This is a genomic window from Caldovatus sediminis, assembly GCF_014644455.1.
GTDB classification, from domain to species: Bacteria; Pseudomonadota; Alphaproteobacteria; order Acetobacterales; family Acetobacteraceae; genus Caldovatus; species Caldovatus sediminis.
In genome coordinates, this window is sequence record NZ_BMKS01000003.1 from 255,423 (window position 1) to 277,453 (window position 22,031).

General features: G+C 73.6%; 19 protein-coding genes. 8 read left to right on the forward strand and 11 right to left on the reverse strand.

All coding sequences use genetic code 11. The annotated features are described in order from the left end of the window. Positions 1-110 precede the first annotated feature (110 nt). The 7 genes from IEX99_RS06460 to IEX99_RS06490 all read right to left on the reverse strand — a co-directional run bounded on the left by IEX99_RS06460 (position 111) and on the right by IEX99_RS06490 (position 8,903). Positions 111-1,010 carry an HpcH/HpaI aldolase/citrate lyase family protein gene (locus IEX99_RS06460; protein ID WP_188899192.1) on the reverse strand — a complete coding sequence of 300 codons (900 nt, stop codon included), beginning with the start codon at positions 1,008-1,010 and terminating at the stop codon, positions 111-113. Continuing rightward, entirely contained in the window at positions 1,007-2,248 is a 1,242-nt protein-coding gene (locus IEX99_RS06465) for a CaiB/BaiF CoA transferase family protein (RefSeq protein WP_188899193.1), read from the reverse strand. The genes IEX99_RS06460 and IEX99_RS06465 overlap by 4 nt, the downstream gene beginning before the upstream one ends. Beyond that, entirely contained in the window at positions 2,232-3,332 is a 1,101-nt protein-coding gene (locus IEX99_RS06470) for an ABC transporter ATP-binding protein (RefSeq protein WP_188899194.1), read from the reverse strand. Before IEX99_RS06470 ends, IEX99_RS06465 begins: the two co-directional genes overlap by 17 nt. Further along, entirely contained in the window at positions 3,325-5,058 is a 1,734-nt protein-coding gene (locus IEX99_RS06475) for an ABC transporter permease (protein WP_188899195.1), read from the reverse strand. Before IEX99_RS06475 ends, IEX99_RS06470 begins: the two co-directional genes overlap by 8 nt. Further along, positions 5,055-6,179: an ABC transporter substrate-binding protein gene (locus IEX99_RS06480; protein WP_188899196.1), complete on the reverse strand. Its 1,125-nt coding sequence runs from the start codon at positions 6,177-6,179 to the stop codon at positions 5,055-5,057. Before IEX99_RS06480 ends, IEX99_RS06475 begins: the two co-directional genes overlap by 4 nt. Positions 6,180-6,546: 367 nt before the next feature. After that, positions 6,547-7,941 carry a VWA domain-containing protein gene (locus IEX99_RS06485; protein ID WP_229677846.1) on the reverse strand — a complete coding sequence of 465 codons (1,395 nt, stop codon included), beginning with the start codon at positions 7,939-7,941 and terminating at the stop codon, positions 6,547-6,549. Beyond that, positions 7,938-8,903 (reverse strand): AAA family ATPase, encoded by a 966-nt coding sequence (locus tag IEX99_RS06490; RefSeq protein ID WP_188899197.1) that lies wholly within the window; start codon positions 8,901-8,903, stop codon positions 7,938-7,940. The genes IEX99_RS06485 and IEX99_RS06490 overlap by 4 nt, the downstream gene beginning before the upstream one ends. A 184-nt stretch (positions 8,904-9,087) precedes the next feature. On the opposite strand from IEX99_RS06490, the gene IEX99_RS06495 reads away from it, so the two are divergent. Genes IEX99_RS06495 through IEX99_RS06505 form a run of 3 tightly spaced genes read left to right on the forward strand, consistent with a single transcriptional unit; the run spans position 9,088 to position 12,449 of the window. Next, positions 9,088-9,897 carry an SDR family NAD(P)-dependent oxidoreductase gene (locus IEX99_RS06495; RefSeq protein WP_188899198.1) on the forward strand — a complete coding sequence of 270 codons (810 nt, stop codon included), beginning with the start codon at positions 9,088-9,090 and terminating at the stop codon, positions 9,895-9,897. Between the two features lie 56 nt (positions 9,898-9,953). Next, positions 9,954-11,591: a thiamine pyrophosphate-dependent enzyme gene (locus IEX99_RS06500; RefSeq protein WP_188899199.1), complete on the forward strand. Its 1,638-nt coding sequence runs from the start codon at positions 9,954-9,956 to the stop codon at positions 11,589-11,591. Positions 11,592-11,639: 48 nt separating this feature from the next. Continuing rightward, positions 11,640-12,449, forward strand: coding sequence for an alpha/beta hydrolase (locus IEX99_RS06505; RefSeq protein ID WP_188899200.1), 810 nt, complete (start codon positions 11,640-11,642; stop codon positions 12,447-12,449). 6 nt (positions 12,450-12,455) lie between these two features. Here IEX99_RS06505 and pcaG read toward each other — a convergent pair whose 3' ends face one another. The 4 genes from pcaG to IEX99_RS06525 all read right to left on the reverse strand — a co-directional run bounded on the left by pcaG (position 12,456) and on the right by IEX99_RS06525 (position 16,062). Next, complete coding sequence (pcaG, locus tag IEX99_RS06510; protein WP_188899201.1) at positions 12,456-13,088, reverse strand: protocatechuate 3,4-dioxygenase subunit alpha; 633 nt, start codon at positions 13,086-13,088, stop codon at positions 12,456-12,458. Further along, positions 13,085-13,807: a dioxygenase family protein gene (locus IEX99_RS06515; protein WP_229677847.1), complete on the reverse strand. Its 723-nt coding sequence runs from the start codon at positions 13,805-13,807 to the stop codon at positions 13,085-13,087. The genes pcaG and IEX99_RS06515 overlap by 4 nt, the downstream gene beginning before the upstream one ends. A 104-nt stretch (positions 13,808-13,911) precedes the next feature. Beyond that, a complete protein-coding gene (locus IEX99_RS06520) occupies positions 13,912-14,925 on the reverse strand; it encodes a Bug family tripartite tricarboxylate transporter substrate binding protein (RefSeq protein WP_188899202.1) in 1,014 nt (337 codons plus the stop codon). 120 nt (positions 14,926-15,045) lie between these two features. Next, positions 15,046-16,062, reverse strand: coding sequence for a Bug family tripartite tricarboxylate transporter substrate binding protein (locus IEX99_RS06525; RefSeq protein ID WP_188899203.1), 1,017 nt, complete (start codon positions 16,060-16,062; stop codon positions 15,046-15,048). Between the two features lie 344 nt (positions 16,063-16,406). Here IEX99_RS06525 and IEX99_RS06530 point away from each other — a divergent pair, with 344 nt between their 5' ends. From IEX99_RS06530 to IEX99_RS06550, 5 genes are all read left to right on the forward strand, one after another. Further along, positions 16,407-18,185: a glucan ABC transporter ATP-binding protein/ permease gene (locus IEX99_RS06530; protein ID WP_188899204.1), complete on the forward strand. Its 1,779-nt coding sequence runs from the start codon at positions 16,407-16,409 to the stop codon at positions 18,183-18,185. A gap of 164 nt (positions 18,186-18,349) precedes the next feature. Continuing rightward, positions 18,350-18,787 (forward strand): CBS domain-containing protein, encoded by a 438-nt coding sequence (locus IEX99_RS06535; protein WP_188899205.1) that lies wholly within the window; start codon positions 18,350-18,352, stop codon positions 18,785-18,787. A gap of 124 nt (positions 18,788-18,911) precedes the next feature. Beyond that, positions 18,912-19,910, forward strand: coding sequence for a TRAP transporter substrate-binding protein (locus IEX99_RS06540; protein WP_188899206.1), 999 nt, complete (start codon positions 18,912-18,914; stop codon positions 19,908-19,910). Positions 19,911-20,043: 133 nt separating this feature from the next. Beyond that, a complete protein-coding gene (locus tag IEX99_RS06545) occupies positions 20,044-20,592 on the forward strand; it encodes a TRAP transporter small permease (RefSeq protein ID WP_188899207.1) in 549 nt (182 codons plus the stop codon). Continuing rightward, a complete protein-coding gene (locus IEX99_RS06550) occupies positions 20,592-21,923 on the forward strand; it encodes a TRAP transporter large permease (protein WP_188899208.1) in 1,332 nt (443 codons plus the stop codon). Before IEX99_RS06545 ends, IEX99_RS06550 begins: the two co-directional genes overlap by 1 nt. Positions 21,924-22,031 lie beyond the last annotated feature (108 nt).

A 22,031-nucleotide genomic window follows, 5' to 3' on the forward strand; every position in this document is an offset into this window, starting at 1 on the left:
ATCGGCTCTGGAGCCGGTTTCGCTTGGCTGCGCTCGCTGCAACGGCTCCAGCGCGTTGTTTGCCGAGCCGATCCACGCTCCCGGCCGTTTCCAGCCGTCCGCGATCTGCTCTATCGCGCCGATCGCGCCGCGATCGCACGCGCGCGCGCGAGCACCGCCTCCGCCCGCCGCACGATCGGGATGTCGATCATCTTGCCGTCGAGCTGGAAGGAACCGCGGCCCTGCGCCGCCGCCTCGCGGTCCGCGGCGACGATGCGCTCGGCCTCGGCGATCTCCTCCGGGGTCGGGCTGAAGCCGGCGTTGAGCACCGGCACCTGGGCGGGGTGGATGCAGGAGGCGCCGACGAAGCCGAAGTCGCGCGAGCGGCGCACCATCCGCGCGTAGGCCTCGAGGTCGGAGAAGTCGGCGAGCGTGCCGATCGTGCCCATCGCCATCAGCCCGGCCGAATACGCGGCCTGGACGACGAGCTGCTTCGGCATCAGCAGCACCTCCTCGGTCGGCCTGCCGCCGATCGCGGTGGCGTAGTCCTCGGCGCCGAGCGAGAGCGCGACCAGGCGCGGCGTGGCGCGCGCGATCTCCTGCGCCCTGGCGACCGCGCCGGGCGTCTCGATCAGGCCGTTGAACCGGATGCCGCCCACAGGAAGGCCGCGCTTCTCCTCGAGCCGCGCCACCAGCTCGTCGAGCAGGCGGAGGTGCGACACCCCTTCGGCCTTGGTGACGAGGATCGAGGCCACGCCCGGCAGCACCGCCGCCTCCAGGTCCCGCACCGCCAGCTCCAGCGGCTGGTTGATGCGCACGAGCACGTCGCTGCGGCCATTCTTCCTCAGCCGCTCGACCGCCGCCGGAAGGAGCCTGCGCGCGTTCTCCTTCTCCGCCGGCGAGACGCTGTCCTCGAGGTCGAGGATGATCCCGTCCGCGCCGCGCTCGTGCGCCCTGGCGAGGAAGCGCTCCACGTTCACCGGCACGAAGAGAAGCGAGCGCCAGACCGGCATCTCCCGCGCGGCGCTCATGGCGCGGCCCTCGCCAGGCCGGAGGCGAGGGCGGCCTCGATCTCGCCCTCGCCGAGGCCGGCCTCGCGCAGCACCTCCCGCGTGTGCTGGCCGAGCCGCGGCGCCGGCGCGCGGATCGCGCCCGGGGTGCCGGAGAGGCGGGCGGTGACGGCGTGCTGCGGAAACAGGCCCGTCTCCTCGTCCGGATAGTCGGCGAGCAGCGCGCGGGCGCGGACGTGCGGGTCGCGCATGAACCGCTCGATGTCGTTGACCGGTCCGATGGTCACCTCGGCCTCCTCGAAGTATCGGACGTTCTCGTCCACCGTCCGCTCGGCGACGAACGCGCCGATCAGGCGGTCGAGCTCCTCGCGATTCTGCACGCGCGCGTTGTTGGTGGCGAAGCGCGGGTCGTCGCAAAGCTCCGGCCGGCCGATCGCGCGCAGCACCCGCATCGCCATGCCCTGGGTCGAGGCGGAGAGGCAGACATAGCCGCCGTCCTTCGCGCGATAGACGTTGCGCGGCGCGGCGGTGGAGCTGCCGCTGCCGCTGCGTTGCTTCTTCGTCCCGGTGAGCCGGAAGTTCGCCGCCAGCGGCCCGAGCGCGTTGAACATCGGATCGAGCAGCGGCATGTCGATCACCTGGCCCTTGCCGCCGTTGACCTCGACCTCGCGCACCGCGGCGAGCGCGGCGCAGGCGCCGGTGAGGCCGGCGATGACGTCGGCGAGGGGCATCGGCGGCAGCACCGGCTCGCGGTCGGGGAAGCCGTTCATCTCGGCGAACCCGGCGAAGCCCTCGACCAGCGTGCCGAAGCCCGGTCGCCGGGCGTAGGGCCCGGTCTGGCCCCAGCCGGAGATGCGCACGATGACGAGCCGCGGCTCGATGCGCAGCAGCTCCTCCGGCGCGAGGCCCATCTGCTCGAGCGTGCCGGGGCGGAAGCTCTCGACGAAGACGGCGGCGCCGGGGAGGAGGCGGCGGATCAGCGGGATCGCGCCCGCGTGGCGGAAGTCCACGCACAGGCTGCGCTTGCCGCGGCAGTGCACCTTCCATGCCGTCTCGACGCCGTTGACCTTCCAGCCGCGCAGGGTGTCGCCCTCGCGCGGCTCCACCTTGATCACGTCGGCGCCGAAATCCGCCAGGTGCTGGGTGAGGATGTTGCCCGCGACGAGGCGGGAGAGGTCAACGACGCGCAGGCCGGAGAGCGGGCCGCGCACCCCGGGCTGGTAGTCGGCGCGGGGCAGGTCTTCAGACAAGGCTGACATCGGTACTCCCTTGGAAGAGGATGCCGCCCTCCGCCGGCAGCCACAGCCGGAGCCGGTCGCCAGCGGGCGGCCGGGCGGTCTCCAGGCGCAGCGGCCCGCCGCCTAGGTCGAGGGCGACCTGCCAGCGCCCGCCGACATAGGCGCGGGACACCACGCGCGCCGTGACGACGGAGCCGGCGCCATCGGGTGCCGCCCCTTCCGCGGCGATGCGGATCTGCTCCGGCCGGTAGGCGAGGATGACGCGCGTGCCGGGCCCGCGCGGCGGCGACGCGCGCACCCTGACGCGCTGGCCGTCGCCCAGCTCGATCAGCGCGTCCTCGCCCGCGGCCTCCGCCACGCGGCCCGGCAGGAAGTTCGTCGTGCCGATGAAGTCGGCGACGAAGGGGTCGGCGGGACGCTCGTAGATCTCCTGCGGCGTGCCGATCTGCGCGATGCGGCCCGCGTTCATCACCACGATCCGGTCGGAAAGCGAAAGCGCCTCGATCTGGTCGTGCGTGACGTAGATGGTGGTCAGGCCGAGCCGGGTGCGCAGCTCGGCGAGCCAGGTCCGCGCCCGGTCGCGCAGCTTGGCGTCGAGGTTGGACAGCGGCTCGTCGAGCAGCAGGATCTCCGGCCGATAGACCAGGGTGCGCGCGAGCGCCACGCGCTGCTGCTGGCCGCCGGAGAGCTGGTGCGGGTAGCGGTCGGCGTAGGCCTCCATCTCCACCAGGGCCAGCACCTCCGCCACGCGCCGCTTCCGCTCGGCGGCGGGGACCTTGCGCAGGGTGAGCGGGAAGACGACGTTGTCGAACACCGTCATGTGCGGCCAGAGCGCGTAGCTCTGGAAGACGAGGCCGCAATTGCGCGCCTCGGGCGGCAGGAAGGCGCCGCTCCGCCCGTCGAAATAGACGGTCCCGCCGACGCGGATGCGCCCGCCGTCCGGCCGGTCCAGCCCCGCGACGGCGGCAAGCGTCGTGGACTTGCCGCAGCCGGAGGGACCGAGCAGGGTGACGAACTCCCCGTCCGCGACGTGGATCGAGACCGCGTCCACGGCCACCACCGCGCCGAAGCGCTTGGTGAGGTTCTCGATCGCCAGCTCAGCCATGCAGGCGCACCCCGAAGGCGGCGCGCGCCGCGGCGACGCAGACCGCGATGACGCCCACCTGGATCGCGGCGAGCGCCGCGACCAGCCCTGCCTCGCCCTGGATCCAGAGGTGCAGCAGCGCCGTGCCGATCACCTCGCTGCCAGGGGCGAAGAGGAAGATCGCCGTCGTGTACTCCTTGAAGAAGGAGATGAAGAGGATCGTGTAGCAGGCGACGAGGGCCGGGCGCATCAGCGGCAGGATGATGCGGCGGCAGGTCGTCCACCAGTCCGCCCCCTGCACCCGCGCGGCGCGGTCGAGGTCGGGGCTGACCTGCATCAGCATCGGCGCCACCGCGCCGAAGCCCGTCGGGATGTAGCGCATGGTGAAGGCGATCACCAGGATCCAGATCGTGTTGCGGATCTCCCCGAGGCCCGGCATCAGGGCGATGGCGTAGAAGAAGCCGACGCCCGCGACCACGCCCGGCACGGCGCGCGGGAACAGCGCGGCGTAGTGAAGCGGCTCGCGGAAGCGGAACTCCGAGCGGTGGACGACGACCGCGATCATCGCGATCAGCGCGGTGGCGAGCGCGCCGCCCACGGCGCTGACGAGGAAGGAGTTCCAGACGGCGCGGGCGTAGATCGGCTCCTCGAAGAGCTGGGCGAAGTTGCCGAGGGAGAGCACCTCCGTCAGCGGCACCATCGGCGAGAGGAAGCTCGCGAAGGCGCGCAGGACGAGGACGCCGATCGGCGCCACGACGGTCGCCGCGATGTAGAGCGCGCAGACGACGAAGAGCGGCCAGCGCAGCCGCCCGAGCCGGAAGGGCCGAGGCCGCGTCGCCTTGCCGCCGAGCGTGACGAAGCGACGCGTGTTGCCGAGCAGCCTTCCCTGCAGCCAGACCAGGAGGCAGACCACGGCGAGCATCAGCGCAGCCGCCGTCGCCGCCAGGCCGTGGTCCGGCCGGATCCCCGCGACGCCCTGGGTGTAGAGGAAGGTCGTCAGCACGGTGATCCCCGCCGGCTCGCCGAAGACGAGCGGGATCGCGAGCAGCTCCAGAGCCACGGTGAAGTTGAGCACCGCGCTGTAGGCGATGGCCGGCATGAGCAGCGGCAGGGTGATGCGCCGCAGGGTGCGGAAGGTGCCGGCCCCCGAGACGCGCGCCGCCTCCTCGAGCGAGGGGTCGGTGATGGTCGCCGAGGACATGCAGTAGATGTAGGCCACCGGCGCGAGCGAGACGCCGGCGATCGCCGCCATGCCTGGCAGCGAGTAGAGGTCCCAGAACGGCTCCTCGAACACGGCGTTCCACAGCATCGTCAGGTAGCCCGACGGGCCGTAGACCGTGTACCAGCCGAAGGAGAGCACCAGCGCCGAGAGGTAGATCGGCCAGAGGAAGAACTCGCCGAGCACCCGCGCCGCCGGCATGTCGGTGCGGCCGAACAGCACCGCGGCGAGCGTGCCGAGCACCTGCGCGATCAGCGTCGTCAGCGCCGCGAAGACAAAGGTGTTCCAGAGGATCAGGCCGAAGCCGTCGGTGTTCGCGAGCCGGACGAAATTGCCGAGGGTGAGCTGCTTGCCGGCGTCGTAGAGCGGCCGGTCCACCACCGACTGGTAGAGCACCGGCAGCAGCGGGGCCGCGACCAGCACGACGGTGAGCAGCGCCGTCCCGTACTGGATCGGCGCCTCGCGCCAGGAATGCGCCGCCGGCCGCGCCTCGCGCGCGCCGGCGGCGGAGAGGGCCGCGCCGCTCACCGGATGCCGAAGGTCTGCTTCCAGCGCGCCATGAAGCTGTCGTAGTCGCGCGCGAAGGCGCGGTCGTAGTCCACGAGCGAGATGTTCGCGTCGCCGCCGATCGTCTCGACGATCGAGCTGTAGGTGTGGCGGATGCCCTCGCCGGGCTTCACGTCCGGCCGCGCCGGCGTCAGTCCGCCGAGGCCGAAGGCGCGCTGGCCCTCGGCGGAGGCGATGTAGTCGAGCATCAGCTTCGCCGCGTTGATGTTGCGCGCGCCCTTCGGGATGCCGACGCCGCGCATCATCATCGGCTGCGCCTCGGGGATGAAGCTCCAGCCGAGCAGGCGCGCGCGCGCCGGATCGTTGAGCCGCGGCCAGAAGGTGATGGCGGAGACGAACCAGGCGGCGGCGTACTCGCCCGAGGTCACCTTCTCCGTCATCGGGCCGCCGGACCGCTCGAAGCGCGGCTGCAGCCTGGCGAGCTCGGCGAACCACTCCCAGCCCTTGTCGCCGGTCTTGCGGATGAAGGCGTAGTTGCCGTTGTAGCCGAAGGTCGAGAAGTGCGCGCCGTAGCTGGTGAGCTTGTTCCGCCAGCGGCTCCCGTTCGACTTCGCCAGCTCGACGAACTGCTCGAAGCCGTGCGGGCGGCGCGCCTCCGGGACCAGGGTGTTGTTCCAGATCAGGATCAGCGGATCGGCGGAGATGGTGTAGAGGCCCGGCAGCGGCTTTCCCCAGGCCGGCCAGGCGGAGGCCTCGGGCGAGACGTAGTCGAGGAGTTCGCCGCGCTCGTGGAAGTCCATCCAGCCGCTCGGGTCGGCGGTGGCGATCAGGTCGCCGGTGCGGCTGTTCGTCGCGCGCTCGGCGAGGTAGCGCTCGAAGGTGTCGCGCGCGTTCGGCAGGTCGAGCGTCTCGACGCGGATGCCCGGGTAGCGCGCGTTGAAGCCCTGGATGACGGGGCGCCAGTTCTCTGCGGACATGATCGAGTAGATCAGCAGGCTGCCCTCGCGCTGCGCGGCCTGCGCCATCTCGCGATACTCCGCGGGGTAGCCCTGCGGCACGTTCACCGCGCCCTGCGCGCGCGCGCCGCCGGCAAGGGCCAGCATCGGCAGGGCGAGGGTGGAGCGGCGGGTGATCGCGGGCATTGCTGGCGTCCCTCCTTCGGCGGCGGGCGCGTGGGCGCGCGCCCGGACGGCGGCACTTCACCACGCCGGCGGCCGATCACCAAGATGCCATGGCGCCGTTGCCGCCGCCTTCCCGTGCGCGGCGGCACGGACAGCCGGCCGCGCCGTCGCCGCTGCGGGCCGGCCCTGTCACGGGACGCGTCGCCGCCTCCCGCTCCGCCGGCCCTCAGCCCGGCGAGGTCCGCACCGTCGCGGCCGGGCCGATGCCGGCGCTGTTCCTGACCAGCCCCGACCGGGCGATCGCCGCCGCGGCGGTGCCCCGCACGCTGGCGGGACGACGGCAAGGACCCGCCCCCGCGCGGGCGCAAATGGCCGCCGCGCGGCCCGCTCAGCCCGCGTGGTTGCGCAGCATGTCGCTGATCACGCGCTCGAGCTGGCGCAGCGTCGCGCATTGCGCGACCACGCGGCAATGCGGCGCGTAGCGCGGCATGTCGGAATCGCCCGTGCCCCAGGAGGCGGGGTGCTCCGGATTGAGCCAGATCACCTGCTTCGCGCGCCCGGCGAGCCGCTGGAGGATGTCCACGCGCGGCTCCGTGCGGTTGCCGCGCCCGTCGCCGAGCACGATCACCGTCGTGCGGCGGTCCACCGCCTGCATCCAGCCCTTCTCGAAATCCTCGAGCGAGGTGCCGTAGTTCGAGGAGCCGAAGCCGATCCGGCCCATGATCTGCGCGATGGCCTGCTCGATCGGCTCGCGCTCCAGGATCTCGCTCACCTCGATCGTGCCGGAGGTGAAGGCGAAGGCGCGCACGCCGGAGAGCGCCTCGTGCAGCGAGTAGATGAAGAGCAGCAGGAACTGCGCCACCGCCGCGACCGAGCCGCTGACGTCGCACAGCACGAAGAGCCTCGGCTTCTCGACCTTGCGCTGCTTCCAGACGGTGCGGAACGGCACGCCGCCCCAGGCCATGTTGCGCCGGAGGGTGCGCCGCGCGTCGAGATGCCCGCGCCGGTCGCGCCGCCGGACGCGGGCGTAGCGCGTGGCGAGGCGCCGGGCCATGGCGCGCACCAGCACGCGCATGCGCTCCGCATCGCGCCGGTCGAGGCCCGCGAGGCGCGCCTGCCGGAGCATCTCCTCGCGCCAGCGCTCGGTCTCGCCGCGGGCGAAGAGCAGCAGGTTCCGCTGCACCAGCTCGCGCACCTCGCCGCGCAGGTAGTCCCGGGCCAGGTCGAGGCGCGCGGCCCGCTCGGCGCCGGCGGGGTCGCGGCGCAGCGCGGCGATCTCGTCCTCCAGCGCCTTGAGGCCCATCCGCTCCATGATGCGGCGGGCGTACATGTTGACCTGCGTGAAGACGGAGATGCTGGAGAGGCCGACCGCCTCCGCCGCCTCCTCCATCGCCGCGGCGAGGCCGGCGCGGTCGCCCTCCAGCAGCATGCGGCCGAGCGGGGAGGGGGCGGCCCCGCCGCCCATGCCGTCGCCGCCGATCCCGCCGGCGCCCTCGGCGCGCCCGGGCGGCGTGGGAGCGGGCGCGTCCGCCGGCGCTGCCGCCGCCTCGCGGAAGCCGTCGCGGCCGAAGAAGAGCGCGAAGCACTCCTCGAATTGCCGCTTCTCCTCCGGCGTCTTGGCGAGCACGAGGGAGAGGGCGTCGCGCAGGGTGGCGCGGTCGTCGAAGCCGACCACCTCCGCCGCGCGCACCGCATCCAGCCCCTCCGCCGTCGAGACGCGCAGTCCGGCGCCGCGCGCGGCGCGGAAGAAGTCGAGCAGCGTCGGGGGGAGGGGCGCGCTCACGCCGCCGCCCCGGCCGTCTCCTGCCGGAGCTGGAACACCAGCGGCGCGATCTGGCTGTCGGCGGCCCTGATGTCGCTCTCGAACTTCAGCAGCACGTTCAGCGTCTCGCGCACCAGGCCGGAGTCCAGCTCGCGCGCGTGCAGCAGGACCAGGACCCGCGCCCAGTCGATGGTCTCGCTGACCGAGGGCAGCTTCTTGAGGTCGAGCTTCCTCAGCCCCTGCACGAAGCCGACGATCTGCCGCCGGAGGCCCGCCGCCGCCTCCGGCACGCGGCTCTCGACGATGCGCGCCTCCAGCTTCGGGTCGGGGAAGCCGATGTGCAGATGGAGGCACCGGCGCTTCAGCGCGTCGCCCAGGTCGCGCATCGAGTTGGAGGTGAGCAGCACGAGCGGCGGCACGGCCGCGCGCACGGTGCCGATCTCCGGGATCGTGACCTGGTAGTCGGAGAGCAGCTCCAGCAGGAACGCCTCGAACTCCTGGTCGGACTTGTCCACCTCGTCCACGAGCAGCACCGCCCCGGCCGGCTCCTCCAGCGCGCGCAGCAGCGGCCGCGGCTCGAGGAAGTGGCGCGAGAAGAACACGTCGCCGACGCCGTGCAGCCGCTCGATCGCCTGCTCGAGGCTGGTCGCCTCGCCGAGCACGGGGGCGAGCTTGTCCTTCAGGATCTGGGTGTAGAGGAGCTGCTTGCCGTACTTCCACTCGTACAGCGCCTTCGACTCGTCGAGCCCCTCGTAGCACTGCATGCGCACCAGCGGCAGGCCGAGCCAGCCCGCCACCGCCTTGGCGAGCTCCGTCTTGCCGACGCCGGCCGGGCCCTCGACCAGCACCGGCTTCTGCAGCCGCTGCGCCAGGTAGATCGCGGTCGCGATCGGGCGGCTCGCGATGTAGCCGGTGGCGCCGAGCCCGGCCTCGACCGCCTCGATCGAGGCCACCCGCCGCTGGAGCACGCCGCCGTCCTGCATCCGATCCCGTTCCCGTCCGATCCCGTTCGCGCGCGCCCGCCGGCCCGCCGGGGCCGCATGATGCGCCGGCGTCCCTATGGCACGGCCGCGCCCCGTTCCGAAGCCCCTGCGCCCCCGCCGCGCATGGATTGAGCGCCGCGCCCCGCCAGCCTAGCCTGTGCCATGCAACGAGGGGATGGATGACATGCTCAGCCTCAGCGGCAAGGTCGCGATCGTGACGGGGGCCGGCTCGGTCGGCCCGGGCTGGGGGAACGGCAAGGCGACGGCCGTGCTGATGGCGCGCCAGGGCGCCTCGGTCCTCGCGCTCGACATCGTCGAGGCCGCGGCCGAGGAGACCCGGCGCATCATCGAGGAGGAGGGCGGGATCTGCGCCACGCAGGTCTGCGACATGCTCGACTCGGCGCAGGTGAAGGCCGCCGTCGAGGCCTGCATGCGCCGCTTCGGCCGCATCGACATCCTGGTCAACAACGTCGGTGGCTCGCATCCCGGGAACCCGGTGACGATGCCGGAGGAGGTCTGGGACCGGCAGATCGACTTCAACCTCAAGACCGCCTTCCTCGGCTGCAAGCACGTGCTGCCGGTGATGGAGGCGCAAGGGGCGGGCGCGATCGTCAACATCTCGTCGGTCGCCGGGCTGCGCATGAGCGGCGACCGCACGCATGTCGGCTACAGCGCCGCCAAGGCGGGGATCATCGGCTTCACGAAATCGGTGGCGCTGGCCTACGCGAAGAAGGGCATCCGCTGCAACACCGTCGTTCCGGGCCTGATGCACACGCCGCTGGTCGAGCACCGGCTCGTGCGCCAGCTCGGCGCCAGGGACGCGGAGGCGCTGATCGCCCAGCGCCACTCCAAGGTGCCGATGGGCCATATGGGCACCGGCTGGGACGTGGCGCACGCCGTGCTGTTCCTCGCGAGCGACGAGGCGAAGTACATCACCGGCACCGAGATCGTCGTGGACGGCGGGCTGACCGCCGCCGCGCCGGGCGGCGTCTGATCCCCGCGCCCGGCGGCGCGCGACGGAGGGAGGCGAGGGTGGAGACGGCGAGGCGCATGAACACGGCCCAGGCGCTGGTCGAGGGGCTGATCGCCAACGGCATCGGCACCCTCTACGCCCTGCCGGGGGTGCAGAACGACCCCTTCTTCGACGCGCTGTTCCACGCCCGGGAGCGGCTGCGCGTGGTGCACACGCGCCACGAGCAGGCGGTGGGCTACATGGCGCTCGGCGCCGCGATGGCGACGGGACGGCCGCAGGCGATGTGCGTCGTGCCCGGGCCCGGCTTCCTCAACGCCGCCTCGGCGCTCGCCACCGCCCATTCGGCCAATGCGCCGGTGCTGGCGGTCGTCGGCCAGGTGCCGCTGCACCAGATCGGGCGCAACACGGGGGCGCTGCACGAGATCGTCGGCCAGTCGGAGATCCTGCGCACCGTCACGAAATGGTCCTCGCTGATCCGCGCGCCCGGCGACGTGCCGGCGCTGGTCGCCGAGGCGCTCCGCCAGGCGCGCTCCGGCCGCCCGCGCCCGGTCGGGCTCGAGGTGCCGATGGATGTCTGGCAGCGCGCCGCCACGGTCGCGCCGCAGCAGGCCGCCGAGGCGATCGCCCCGCCGCCTGTGGACGAGGATGCGGTGGAGCAGGCGGCGAAGCTGCTCGGCGGCGCCGAGCGCCCGCTGATCCTCGTCGGCGGCGGCGCGCACGGCGCGCGCGAGGCGGTGCGGGCGCTCGCCGAGGCGCTGACGGCGCCGGTCATGTCCTTCCGCATGGGCCGCGGCGTGATGGATTCGCGCCATCCGCTCGACTGCACCCTGCCCGTCGGCCACCGCTTCTGGGGCGAGGCGGACGTCGTGCTGGCGGTCGGCACGCGCGCGCAGAACCCGCTCATGGCCTGGGGGGTGGACGCCGACCTCAAGGTGGTGCGGGTGGACATAGACGCGGAGGAGATGACGCGCCACGGCCAGCCGGCGGTCGGCCTGCACGGCGACGCCGCGCCGATCCTCGCCGCGCTGGCCGACCGCATCGGGCGGCACAATCGCGCGCGCCCCGGCCGCGCCGAGCACGTCGCGCAGGTGAAGGCCGAGGTGATGGGCCGCCTCGCCGAACGCCTCGCGCCGCAGTTCGCCTACCTCCGTGCGATCCGCGAGGCGCTGCCGGAGGACGGCGTCTTCGTGGACGAGCTGACCCAGATCGGCTACGTCGCGCGCATCGCGCTGCCGGTGTACGGCTCGCGCAGGTTCCTCTCGACCGGGCTGCAGGGCACGCTGGGCTGGGGCTTCGCCGCCGCGCTCGGCGCCAAGGTGGCGCTGGGCGATTCCGCGCCGGTGCTCTCGGTCAACGGCGACGGCGGCTTCCTGTTCAACGTGCAGGAGCTGGCGACGGCGGTGCACCACCGCATCCCGGTGGTCGCGGTGGTGTTCAACGACGGCGCCTACGGCAACGTCCGGGCCTTCCAGAAGCAGAATTTCGGCAACCGGCTGATCGCGAGCGGGCTCACCAACCCCGACTTCGTGCGCCTCGCGGAAAGCTTCGGCGCCCAGGGCCTGCGCGCCCGCACGCCGCGGGAGCTGCGCGCCGCGATCGAGCGCGGCTTCGCCACCGCCGGCGGCCCGACGCTGATCGAGGTGCCGCTCGGCGAGGTGCCGAGCCCGTGGGAGTTCATCATGCTGCCGCGGCTGCGCCCGGCGAGGCGCGGCTGAGCGCGCGCCGCGCGCGGGAGGGCGGCGGCGACGCGGCGCGCCGCGCGGATGCTCCTCGACCTGCTCCTCCTGGCGCTTGCCGCCTACGCGGCGATGGTCGCGCTGCTGTTCCTCGCGCAGCGTCTGCTGATGTACCCCGGTTCCTGGGAGGGCGGCCCGGGCGCCGCCCCCGGCGATCCGCCGCCCGGCTTCGAGGCGATCCGGCTCGTCGCCGAGGACGGCGAGCGCCTCGCCGCCTGGTGGCGTGCGCCGGCGCCAGGCCGCGCCGTGCTGCTCTACTTCCACGGCAATGGCGGGACGCTGCGCCATCGCCGCGCCCGGGTCGCGGCGCTGACCGCGGAGGGGCGCGGCCTGCTGATCCTCAGCTACCGCGGCTACGCCGGCTCGACCGGCGCGCCGGGCGAGGAGGGGTTCGCGCGCGACGCCCGCGCCGCGCACGACTTCGTGGCGGCGCGCCACCCGGAGGCGCCGCTGGTGCTCTACGGCGAGTCGCTCGGCGCCGGCGTGGCGGTGCGGCTCGCGGCGGAGCGGCGCGTCGCCGGGCTCGTGCTCGAGACGCCCTTCTCCTCCGCCGTGGATGTCGCGCGCGGCATCGCCTGGTTCGTCCCCGTCGGGCTGCTGATGCGCGACCGCTTCGACGCCGCCTCGCGCATCGGCGCGGTCGGCGCCCCGGTGCTGATCCTGCACGGCGAGCGCGACGCGGTGGTGCCGATCGCGCTCGCCGAGCGCCTGTTTGCCGCGGCGGCGGAGCCGAAGCGATTCGTGCGCCTGCCCGGGGTACGGCACTCGGAGGTGCTGGAGCGCGGCGGCCTCGCGCCGACGCTCGCCTTCCTCGCCGAGGTCGAGGCGGCGCGCTGACCCTCGTCAGTCGAGGAAGAACGGCGTCTCGGTCTCCGGATCGCCGCGCAGCACCAGGTCGAGGCGGAAGATGCGCGCGCCCTCCGCCTCGCCCTCGTCCTTCGCCACCAGCCGCGCGCGCAGCGCCGGGTCGGGCAGGGCGCTCAGCACCGGATCGGCCGCGTTGGCCGCGGCGAAGCCGGGGAAGAACGCCGTCGTGACCAGCCGCCGCATCACGCCCGAGGCGAGGACCGCCAGGTTGACGTGCGGCGCGCGCGGCCCCGCCGCATCGCGGTATCCGCCGGGGAGGACGCTGAGGAATTCGTAGCGCCCGGCGGCGTCGGTGAGGGCCCGGCCCCAGCCGAGGAAGTCCGGATCGGCCTCGCGCCAGTCCGGGTCGAGGGGATGGCGGAACCGGCCCCCGGCGTCCGCCTGCCAGGCCTCGACCAGCGCGTTGACGCAGGGGCCGCCGCCCTCCTCCAGCACGCGGCCGCGCAGCCGGATGGGCACGCCGCGCGCGGTCGGCGGCGCGCCGGCGCGGCGCCGGCGCAGGTCGTTGTCCACGCCGTCGCGGAACAGCGCCTGGGGGAAGAACGGGCCGAGGGTCTGCCAGCCCGTGGGCGGCAGCGGCGCGCCGGATCGGCTCCCGGTCGCGCTCACGGCAGGGGCGGCGTCGCGCGGCGGCCGCGCAGCACGAGGGTGAAGCGGTAGGCCAGCCATTCGCCCTCCACCTCGGCCGGGTCGGTCTGGCGCGCGATCAGCCGTTCCCGCGCCGCGGGGTCGGGCAGCGCGTTCAGGATCCGGTCGAGCGGGTTCAGCGGATCGCCGGGGAAGTACATCTGCGTCACCAGGCGCGACAGCGAGGAGGGCCCGATGACCGAGACGTGCACATGCGGCGGCCGCCACCACCGCCCGGGGCCCCCCGGCACCGGATAGGCCCCCGGCTTGACGGTGAAGAAGCCGTAGCGGCCCTCCGCGTCGGTCGCGACGCGGCCGTGGCCGACGAAATTCGGGTCGAGCGGCGCGTCGCGCGCCGCATCGAGCGGGTTGGCGTAGCGGCCGGCCGCGTTCGCCTGCCAGATCTCGAGGACCGCGCCGCGCACCGGCCGCCCGTCCTCGTCCAGCACCCGGCCGGAGATGTGGATGAGCTGGCCGAGCGCCACCCGCCCCGGCCCGGGCACGGCGAGGTTGCCCTCACCCGGCACGAGCTTCGCCGCGGGATCGAGCGGGCCGGTCAGCTCGGTGCGCGTATGCGGCCGGCGGAACAGGGCGCGCGCCGGGTTGCGCCGCGCCGTGGCGGCGTAGCCCTCGATCGGCACCTGCGGCTGCCCGGCCTCGTCATAGGGAGGGAAGCAGTCTGGCAGAGGGTGGTCGGGCACGGGCGTCTTCCCGACGCGTTGGCGGTTCCCGGCCAGACTGGGCCGCCGCACGGGGCCGCGTCAACCGGCGCGGCGGCCGATGCCCGGCTCCGCCGTCGTGCCGCTCAGTCGATCCGCGCCCCGGAGACCCGCACGACCTCGGCCCACTTCGTGATCTCGTCACGGATGAAGGCCTCGAAGGCCTCGGGCGTAGTGCCGCCGTCCGGCGTCAGGTTCGGGGGGTCGGCGCCGAGGTCGGCCAGCCGGGCCCGCACCGCCTCCTCCTTGCTCACCGCGTCCACCGCCGCCCCGAGCTTCTCGATGATCGGGCGCGGCGTGCGCGCCGGGGCCTGCAGCCCGAACCAGGCGGTCGCCTCGAAGCCGGGAACCCCGGCCTCGGCCAGGGTCGGGACATCGGGCAGCGCGCGCGAGCGCACATGGCTGGTCACGGCGAGCGCGCGCAGCCGCCCCTCGCGGATGTGGCCGATGCAGGAGGGCATGTTGTCGCAGCCGACCTGCACGCGGCCCGCCACCGCCTCGACCAGCATCGGGCCGGCGCCGCGGAATGGCACGTGGGTGATCTGCACGCCGGACTTCAGCTTGAAGTACTCCATCGTCATGTGCGGCGACCCGCCGCTGCCTGCGCTGCCGTAGTTGAGCTCGCCCGGCCGCGCCTTCGCCAGCGCCACCAGCTCGGCGATGCTCCGCACCGGCAGCGACGGATGCACGAAGATGACGTTCGGCACGCGCAGGTAGAGCCCGACGGCGGCGAGGTCCTCCGGCCTGTAGGGCATGCGCGGGCCGAACAGCGCGTAGTTGATCGCCCCCGGCGAGATCGCGTTGACCAGCAGCGTGTAGCCGTCCGGCGCGGCCCGCGCGACCGCCTCGCCGGCGATGTTGCCGGTGGCGCCCGGCCGGTTCTCGATCACCATCTGCTGGCCGAGCCGGACACTGAGGCGTTCGCCGTAGAGGCGCGCGGCGATGTCCGTGGTGCCGCCCGGCGGGAACCCGACCAGCATGCGGACCGGCCGCGACGGGTAGTCGCCCGCACCGGACTGCGCGCGGGCGGACCCGGCGCCGGTCGCGATGGCGGTGAAGGCGAAGCTGCCGAGCAGGGCAGTGCGGCGGTCAAGGATCATTTCACCGTCTTCCTCCCTCGGCGGCGCACCGGCGCCGCCCCCTGGAGGAACTCTAGCCGCCGCCCGCGCGGCGCGGCCAGCGCCGCGCGGCCGCGCCCGCCCCCCGGTGTGCCCGCGCGCTCAGTCGATCGTCGCGCCGGAGCGCTCGACCACCTGCGCCCACTTCGCGATCTCGGCGCGGATGAAGGCCTCGAAGGCCTCGGGCGTGGTGCCGCCGTCCGGCGTCAGCCCGGGCGGCATGCCGCCGAGCTCGGCAAGCTTCCCGCGCGTCTCTGGCTCCTTCACGATGGCGTCGATCTCGCGCCCGAGCCGCTCGACGATCGGGCGCGGCGTGCGCGCCGGGGCCTGCACGCCGAACCAGGCCGTCGCCTCGACACGGGGCAGCCCCTCCTCGGCCGTCGTCGGGCAGTCGGGCAGGGCCGGCGAGCGGGCCGCGGTGGTGACCGCGAGCGCGCGCAGCCGCCCGTCGCGGATGTGGCCGAGCGCCGAGGGCAGGTTGTCCACCGCGACATGGATGCGGCCCGCCACCGCATCGACCAGCATCGGCCCGGCGCCGCGGAACGGCACGTGGGTCATGTCGATCCCGGCCTCGAGCTTCAGCAGCTCGCCCGTCATGTGCAGGCTCGTGCCGCTGCCGGAGCTGCCGATGTTGAGCTGGCCCGGCCGCTCCTTGGCATAGGCCACGAGCTCGCGCAGCGTGCGGACCGGCAACGAGGGGTGCACGAAGATCACGTTGGGCACCCGCACCACCAGCCCGACAGCCGCCAGATCCTCCGGCCGGTAGGGCATGCGCTGCTTGTAGAGCGCGTAATTGATCGCTCCCGAGCTGATGGTCTGCATCAGCAGGGTGTGGCCGTCGGGCTCCGCCTTCGCCACGACGTCGGCGCCGAGGTTGCCGCCCGCGCCGGGACGGTTCTCGATCACCACCTGCTGGCCGAGCCGCTGGCTGAGGGGCGGGGCGATGATGCGCGCGGCGATGTCCGTGGTGCCGGCGGGCGGGAAGCCGACCACCAGGCGGATGGTGCGGCTCGGCCAGCCGGCGGTCTGCGCCCCGGCGGGGCGGGCGGCGGGCAGCGCGGCGGCGCCGGCGAGGGCGCCCGTGGCACCCTGCAGCAGGGCGCGGCGGGGGAACGGCATGGCGGTGATCCTCCTCTTCGGTCGCCCCTGAGCGGATTTCCGCGCAACGGTCAACCGGCCGCCGCCGCGGCGGATGCGCTTCGGCACGCGCCGCCGCTCCCCCCGGATCGCGCGGCCTCTCCGTTCGGGCATCCGCCTGCGTGCGCAGGAATGCGCGCAGCCCGGGAACTCGGGCCGCGTTCGCCCGATGGAGCGTCGGCGCCGGCGCGTGACGCGAGGGCAGCCGGCACGCCGGGTTGCCTCGCCGCCGTCGGCGCGCCATGGATGTGGCGGCCGGCGCGGGCCGGTCGCCGGCGGATCGGTCGCCGGCGGGCCCGGGAGGCGGGCGGCCGGACGGGCGGCGCATGGGGTTCTTCCGGATCTACGGCAGGGTGCTCGGCCTGCTCGGGCCCGACCGGTGGGTCGCGATCGCGCTCGCCTTCGCCTCCTTCGCCATGGCCGGGCTGCAGTTCCTCGAGCCGGTGCTGTTCGGCCGGCTGGTGGACGTGCTCTCCCGTGCCGACCGGCTCGATCCCGCGCAGGTCTGGGCCGAATCGCTGCGCCTGCTCGCGCTGTGGACCGCGGTCGGGCTCTCCGGCATCGGCGCCAACGTCGCCGTCGCGCTGCTGGCGGACCGCATGGCGCACCGCAACCGCCTCGCGGTCATGGCCCGCACCTTCGAGCACGTGCTCTCGCTGCCGCTCTCCTTCCACGGTCACACCCAGACCGGGCGGCTGATCAAGGTGATGCTGGTCGGCGCCGACAGCCTGTTCTGGCTCTGGCTCTCCTTCTTCCGCGACAACCTCAACACCCTGCTCGCCATCTTCGTGCTGCTGCCGATGACGCTGCTGCTGAACTGGCGGCTCGGCCTGCTGCTGATCGGGCTTGTGGTGCTGTTCGGGGCGCTGACGGCGTTCGTCGTCAACCGCACCGAGGAGGCGCAGGGGCGGGTCGAATCGCTCCAGACGCGGCTCGCGGGCAGCGCGCAGGACGCGCTGGCGAACGTCGTCGTGGTGCAGTCCTTCACCCGCCTCGCAGCCGAGACGCGCCTGTTCGGCGACATCGTCCGCCAGGTGCTGGCGCACCAGTACCCCGTGCTCACCTGGTGGGCGGTGGTGGCGGTCCTGACGCGGGCGGCGAGCACCCTCACCGTCATCGCCATCTTCGTCCTCGGCACCTTGCTCCACATGCGCGGGCTCGCGACGGTGGGCGAGATCGTGAGCTTCATGGGCTTCGCCATCCTGCTGATCGGCAAGCTGGAGGGCGCGGTCGGCTTCGTCTCCCGGCTGGTGCTGCAGGTCCCGGCGCTGCGGGAACTGTTCCAGCTGCTCGACACCCGCAGCACCGTCCCCGAGAGACCGGACGCGATCGACCTGCCGCGGGCCAAGGGTGCGGTCGCCTTCGAGCATGTGGTGTTCGCCTATCCCGGCGGCCCGCGCGTGCTCGACGACGTCTCGTTCGAGGTCCCGCCAGGCCGCACCGTCGCCCTGGTCGGCCAGACCGGCGCCGGGAAGTCCACGGCGATGGCGCTGCTCCAGCGCATGTGGGACCCGCAGGAGGGGCGGATCACGCTCGACGGCTACGACCTGCGCGACCTCACCCTGGAATCGCTCCGCCGCAACATCGGCGTGGTGTTCCAGGAGAGCATGCTGTTCAACCGCACGATCCGCGACAATCTCCTGGTCGGCCGCCCCGACGCGACGCAGGAGGAGATCGAGCAGGCCTGCCGCATGGCGGAGGCGCACGACTTCATCCTCCGCCAGCCGCAGGGCTACGACACCCTGATCGGCGAGCGTGGCGCCACGCTCTCCGGCGGCCAGCGCCAGCGCCTCGCCATCGCGCGCGCCCTGCTCAAGGACCCGCCGGTGCTGATCCTCGACGAGGCGACGAGCGCGCTGGACGCGGCGACCGAGGCGCGGGTGCAGCGGGCGCTCCGCGCGCTGATGAGGGGGCGGACCACCTTCGTCATTGCCCACCGCCTGTCCACCGTGCGCGAGGCCGACGAGATCCTCGTGTTCGACGCCGGCAGGATCGCCGAGCGCGGCACCTATGCCGAGCTCGTCGCGGCGGGCGGCCGCTTCGCGGATCTGGTGCGGACCCAGCTCACCGGCGGCGCGCCGGCCGCGGCCCACGCGGCGGAGTGAGACCCGCCCCGGGGCGCGCCGCACGGCGCGCTTGCGCTGCGCCGCGATAAGCTGGCAGCGTGATCGCCTGGCACAGAGGGCCGGCCGACCCGGATCGCCCCCCTCCTGTCGCGGCGCGGCGCTTCCGGGCCGTCCCACCCGTCGAGGAAGGGGAGCGCGCCGCCATGACCATCGCCGAGATCCTCCGGCGCAAGGGCACCCAGGTGATTTCGGTCGGACCGAGGGACGGCGCCGCCGCCATCGCCCGCATCCTGGCGGAGCACCGGATCGGCGCGGCGCTGGTGCGCGACGAAACCGGCGCGGTGCTCGGCATCGTCAGCGAGCGCGACTTCGTGCGCGCGCTCGCCGAGGGCGGGGAGGCGCTGCTCGGCATGGAGGCGCGGCAGCTCATGACGCAGGTGCTGCACACCGTGACGCCGCGCACCTCCGTCGTCGAGGCGCTGGGCATGATGACCGACCGCCGCGTCCGCCACCTGCCGGTGCTGGCGGAGGATGGGAGCCTCGCCGGAATGGTCTCGATCGGCGACCTGGTGAAGCACCGGATCGTCGAGATCGAGCACGAGGCCGAAGAACTGCGGAGCTACGTCGCCCAGGCCGGGTGAGCCCGCGTCCGGCGCCGGGTGCCCGGCGGCGCCCGCCGCGCACCGGGCGAAGAGTCGGCTTGCGCGCGGCCGCGCCGCGGGCAATCTTCGGCCGCAACGAGAGGCATCGCCCCGGGGGGACGACATGACGATCCGACGCCGCGATATCCTGGCCGCCGGCGGCGCTGCGCTGGCCGCTGCCGCCCTTGTGCCGCCGCGCCGGGCGGCGGCGCAGCAGGTGCGCTGGCAGATGGCCACGCCCTATCCGGACGGCAATTTCCACACTCGCAACATCCGCGAGTTCGTCGGGGAGATCGAGCGCGCGTCCGAGGGGCGGCTCGCCGTGCAGGTGCACAGCGGCGCCAGCCTGCTGCGCATGCCCGAGATCAAGCGCGGCGTGCAGACCGGCCAGGTGCAGATGGGCGAGATCCTGCTCACCGCCTACGCCAACGAGGATCCGTTCTTCGACGCCGACGCGCTGCCCTTCCTGGTGACCAACTACCAGGAGGCGAAGAAGCTCTCCGACCTGCAGAAGCCCTACGTCGAGGCGCGGCTGCAGCGCCAGGGCCTGATGCTGCTCTACATGGTGCCCTGGCCGCCCGCCGGCTTCTACACCAACGAGCCGCTGAGGAGCCTCGAGCAGCTCCGCGGCACCCGGTTCCGCACCTTCAGCCCGCTGACCAACCGCTTCGCCCAGCTCGTCGGCGCCAACCCGACGCTGGTGCAGCAGGCGGAGCTGGCGCAGGCCTTCGCCACCGGCATCGTGCAGGCGATGGTCACCTCGGCGCAGACCGGCGTGGACACCGCCGCCTGGGACTACGTGAAGGTGTTCACGCCGGCCGGATTCTCGATGACCAAGAACGCCGTGATCGTCCGCCGCCGCGACTTCGAGGCGCAGCCCGCCGCGCTGCAGCAGGCCATCCGCGAGGCCGCGGAACGCGCCGAGGCGCGCGGCTACCGCTACTCCCAGGAGGCGACCGAGTCTACGCAGCGGACCCTGGCGGAGCGCGGCATGACGATCGGCCCGGTGACGCCCGAGCTGCGCGCCCAGTTCCAGCAGGTCAGCCGCACCATGGTGGACGAGTGGATCGCGCGGACCGGCGAGGACGGGCGCAAGCTGATCGAGGCATACCGCGCCGCCTGACGGACGGTGGTCGCGCCCCGGACCAAACGGCGCGGATGCCTCCGCGCGATCGGCGGCGCCCGCGCGCGGCGGCGGGCACGGGGGGTGTCCTCCGGCTCGGCCTGCGCGCGGCGGCGGCCCGGCTGACCGCCCGATGGCGTCGTCCCTGCTTCGCCGCGCGCTCGACGCGCTCTACCTGTTCGGCGGCGTGCTCGGCGCCGTGGCGCTCGCCGCGATCGGGGTGATCATCGCGCTCCAGGTGGGCGGCCGCGCCCTGGGGCGGGTGGTGCTCGGCGCCGACGACCTCACCGCCCTCACCGTCGCCGCCTCGGCCACGCTGCCGCTCGCCTACACCTTCCGCCACGGGGCGCACATCCGGGTGGACCTGGTGATGGGCCGGCTCGCCGGCCGCGCGCGCTTCGTGATGGAGGCGGTGTCGCTGCTGCTCGCGGCCGGCGTCGCGCTCGCCTTCGCCTACGCCATGGCCGACCTGGCCCACGACTCGTTCGAGTTCGGCGAAGTGGCGCAGGGCAGCCTCGCTTGGCCGCTCTGGGTGCCGCAGTCGCTCGTCGCCTTCGGCACCGCGCTGCTCGCGCTCGCGCTGATCGACGACCTCGTCGTGCACCTCGCCGGCGGCACGCCGAGCTACCGCCGCGCCGCGGCGGCCGCCCCGCCCGTTGAACGCGCGGTCGAGGAGGTCTGATGGAGCTGGCCCAGACCGAGGCCGGGCTGCTCCTGCTCGGCTTCCTGTTCCTCGTCCTCGCCCTCGGCGTCTGGATCGGCCTGGCGCTGATGCTGGTGGCGCTGGCCGGGATCGTGGTGCTGCCGCTGCTGATCCCCGGAATGCCGAGCTTCCCCATCGAGAAGGTGATGGGCACCGCGATCTGGCAGGCGATGGCCTCGTGGACGCTCGCCGCCCTGCCGCTGTTCATCTGGATGGGCGAGATCCTGTTCCGCACCCGCCTCAGCGAGGACATGTTCCGCGGCCTCGCGCCCTGGGTGCAGCGCTTCCCGGGGCGGCTGATGCATGTGAACGTGATCGGCTGCGGCATCTTCGCCGCGGTCTCCGGCAGTTCCGCGGCCACCGCGGTGACGATCGGCAAGATGTCGCTGCCGGCGCTGTTCGCCCGCGGCTACCACCCGCCGATGGCGATCGGCAGCCTCGCCGGGGCGGGCACGCTCGGCCTGCTGATCCCGCCCTCGATCGTGATGATCGTCTACGGCGTGGCGGCCGAGGTCTCGATCGTGCGGCTGTTCATCGCCGGCGCGATCCCGGGCCTGATGCTGATGCTGATGTTCAGCGGCTACATCGCCGTGTGGTCGCTGCTCAACCCCTCGCTCACGCCGCCGCCCGACCCGCCGATGCCGTGGCGCCGCAGGCTGCGCGAGAGCGGCCAGCTCATCCCGGTGGTGGCCCTGATCGGCTTCGTCATGGGCAGCATCTACTTCGGCTGGGCGACGGCGACCGAGGCCGCGGCGTTCGGGGTCGTCGGCGCGCTCGCCCTCTCCGCCTGGGGCGGGACGCTGACGCGGGAGAGCTTCGTCGCGAGCCTGATGGGCGCGACGCGCCTCTCCTGCATGATCAACCTGATCCTCGCCGGCGCGGCCTTCCTCACCCAGGCGATGGCCTATTCCGGCATTCCCGCGGCGATGGCGCAGTGGGTCGGGGCGCAGGATTTCAGCCCCTACGTCATCATCGCCTTCCTGACGCTGATTTACCTCGTCCTTGGCTGCTTCATCGACGGCATCAGCATGATCGTGCTCACCGCCTCCGTGGTGCTGCCGATCGTCCAGCAGACCGGTTTCGACCTGCTCTGGTTCGGCGTCTTCATCGTGCTGGTGGTGGAGATGGCGCAGATCACCCCGCCGGTCGGATTCAACCTGTTCGTGCTGCAGGGCCTGACGGGCAGGGACATCCTCTCCGTGGCACGGTATACGCTGCCGTTCTTCCTCCTGATGGTCGCCGCGGTGGCGCTGGTGACGATCTTCCCCGGCCTGGTGACCTGGCTGCCGACGACGGCCATGGCGCGCTGAATCCCATGGCTGCGCTGGCGCGGCGACCCGCGATCCGGATCCGGCCGGCGACCCGCGGGGCAGCCTCCGCAGGACCGGCGGCCGGATCCGCCGGGCTCCGGGATCGCC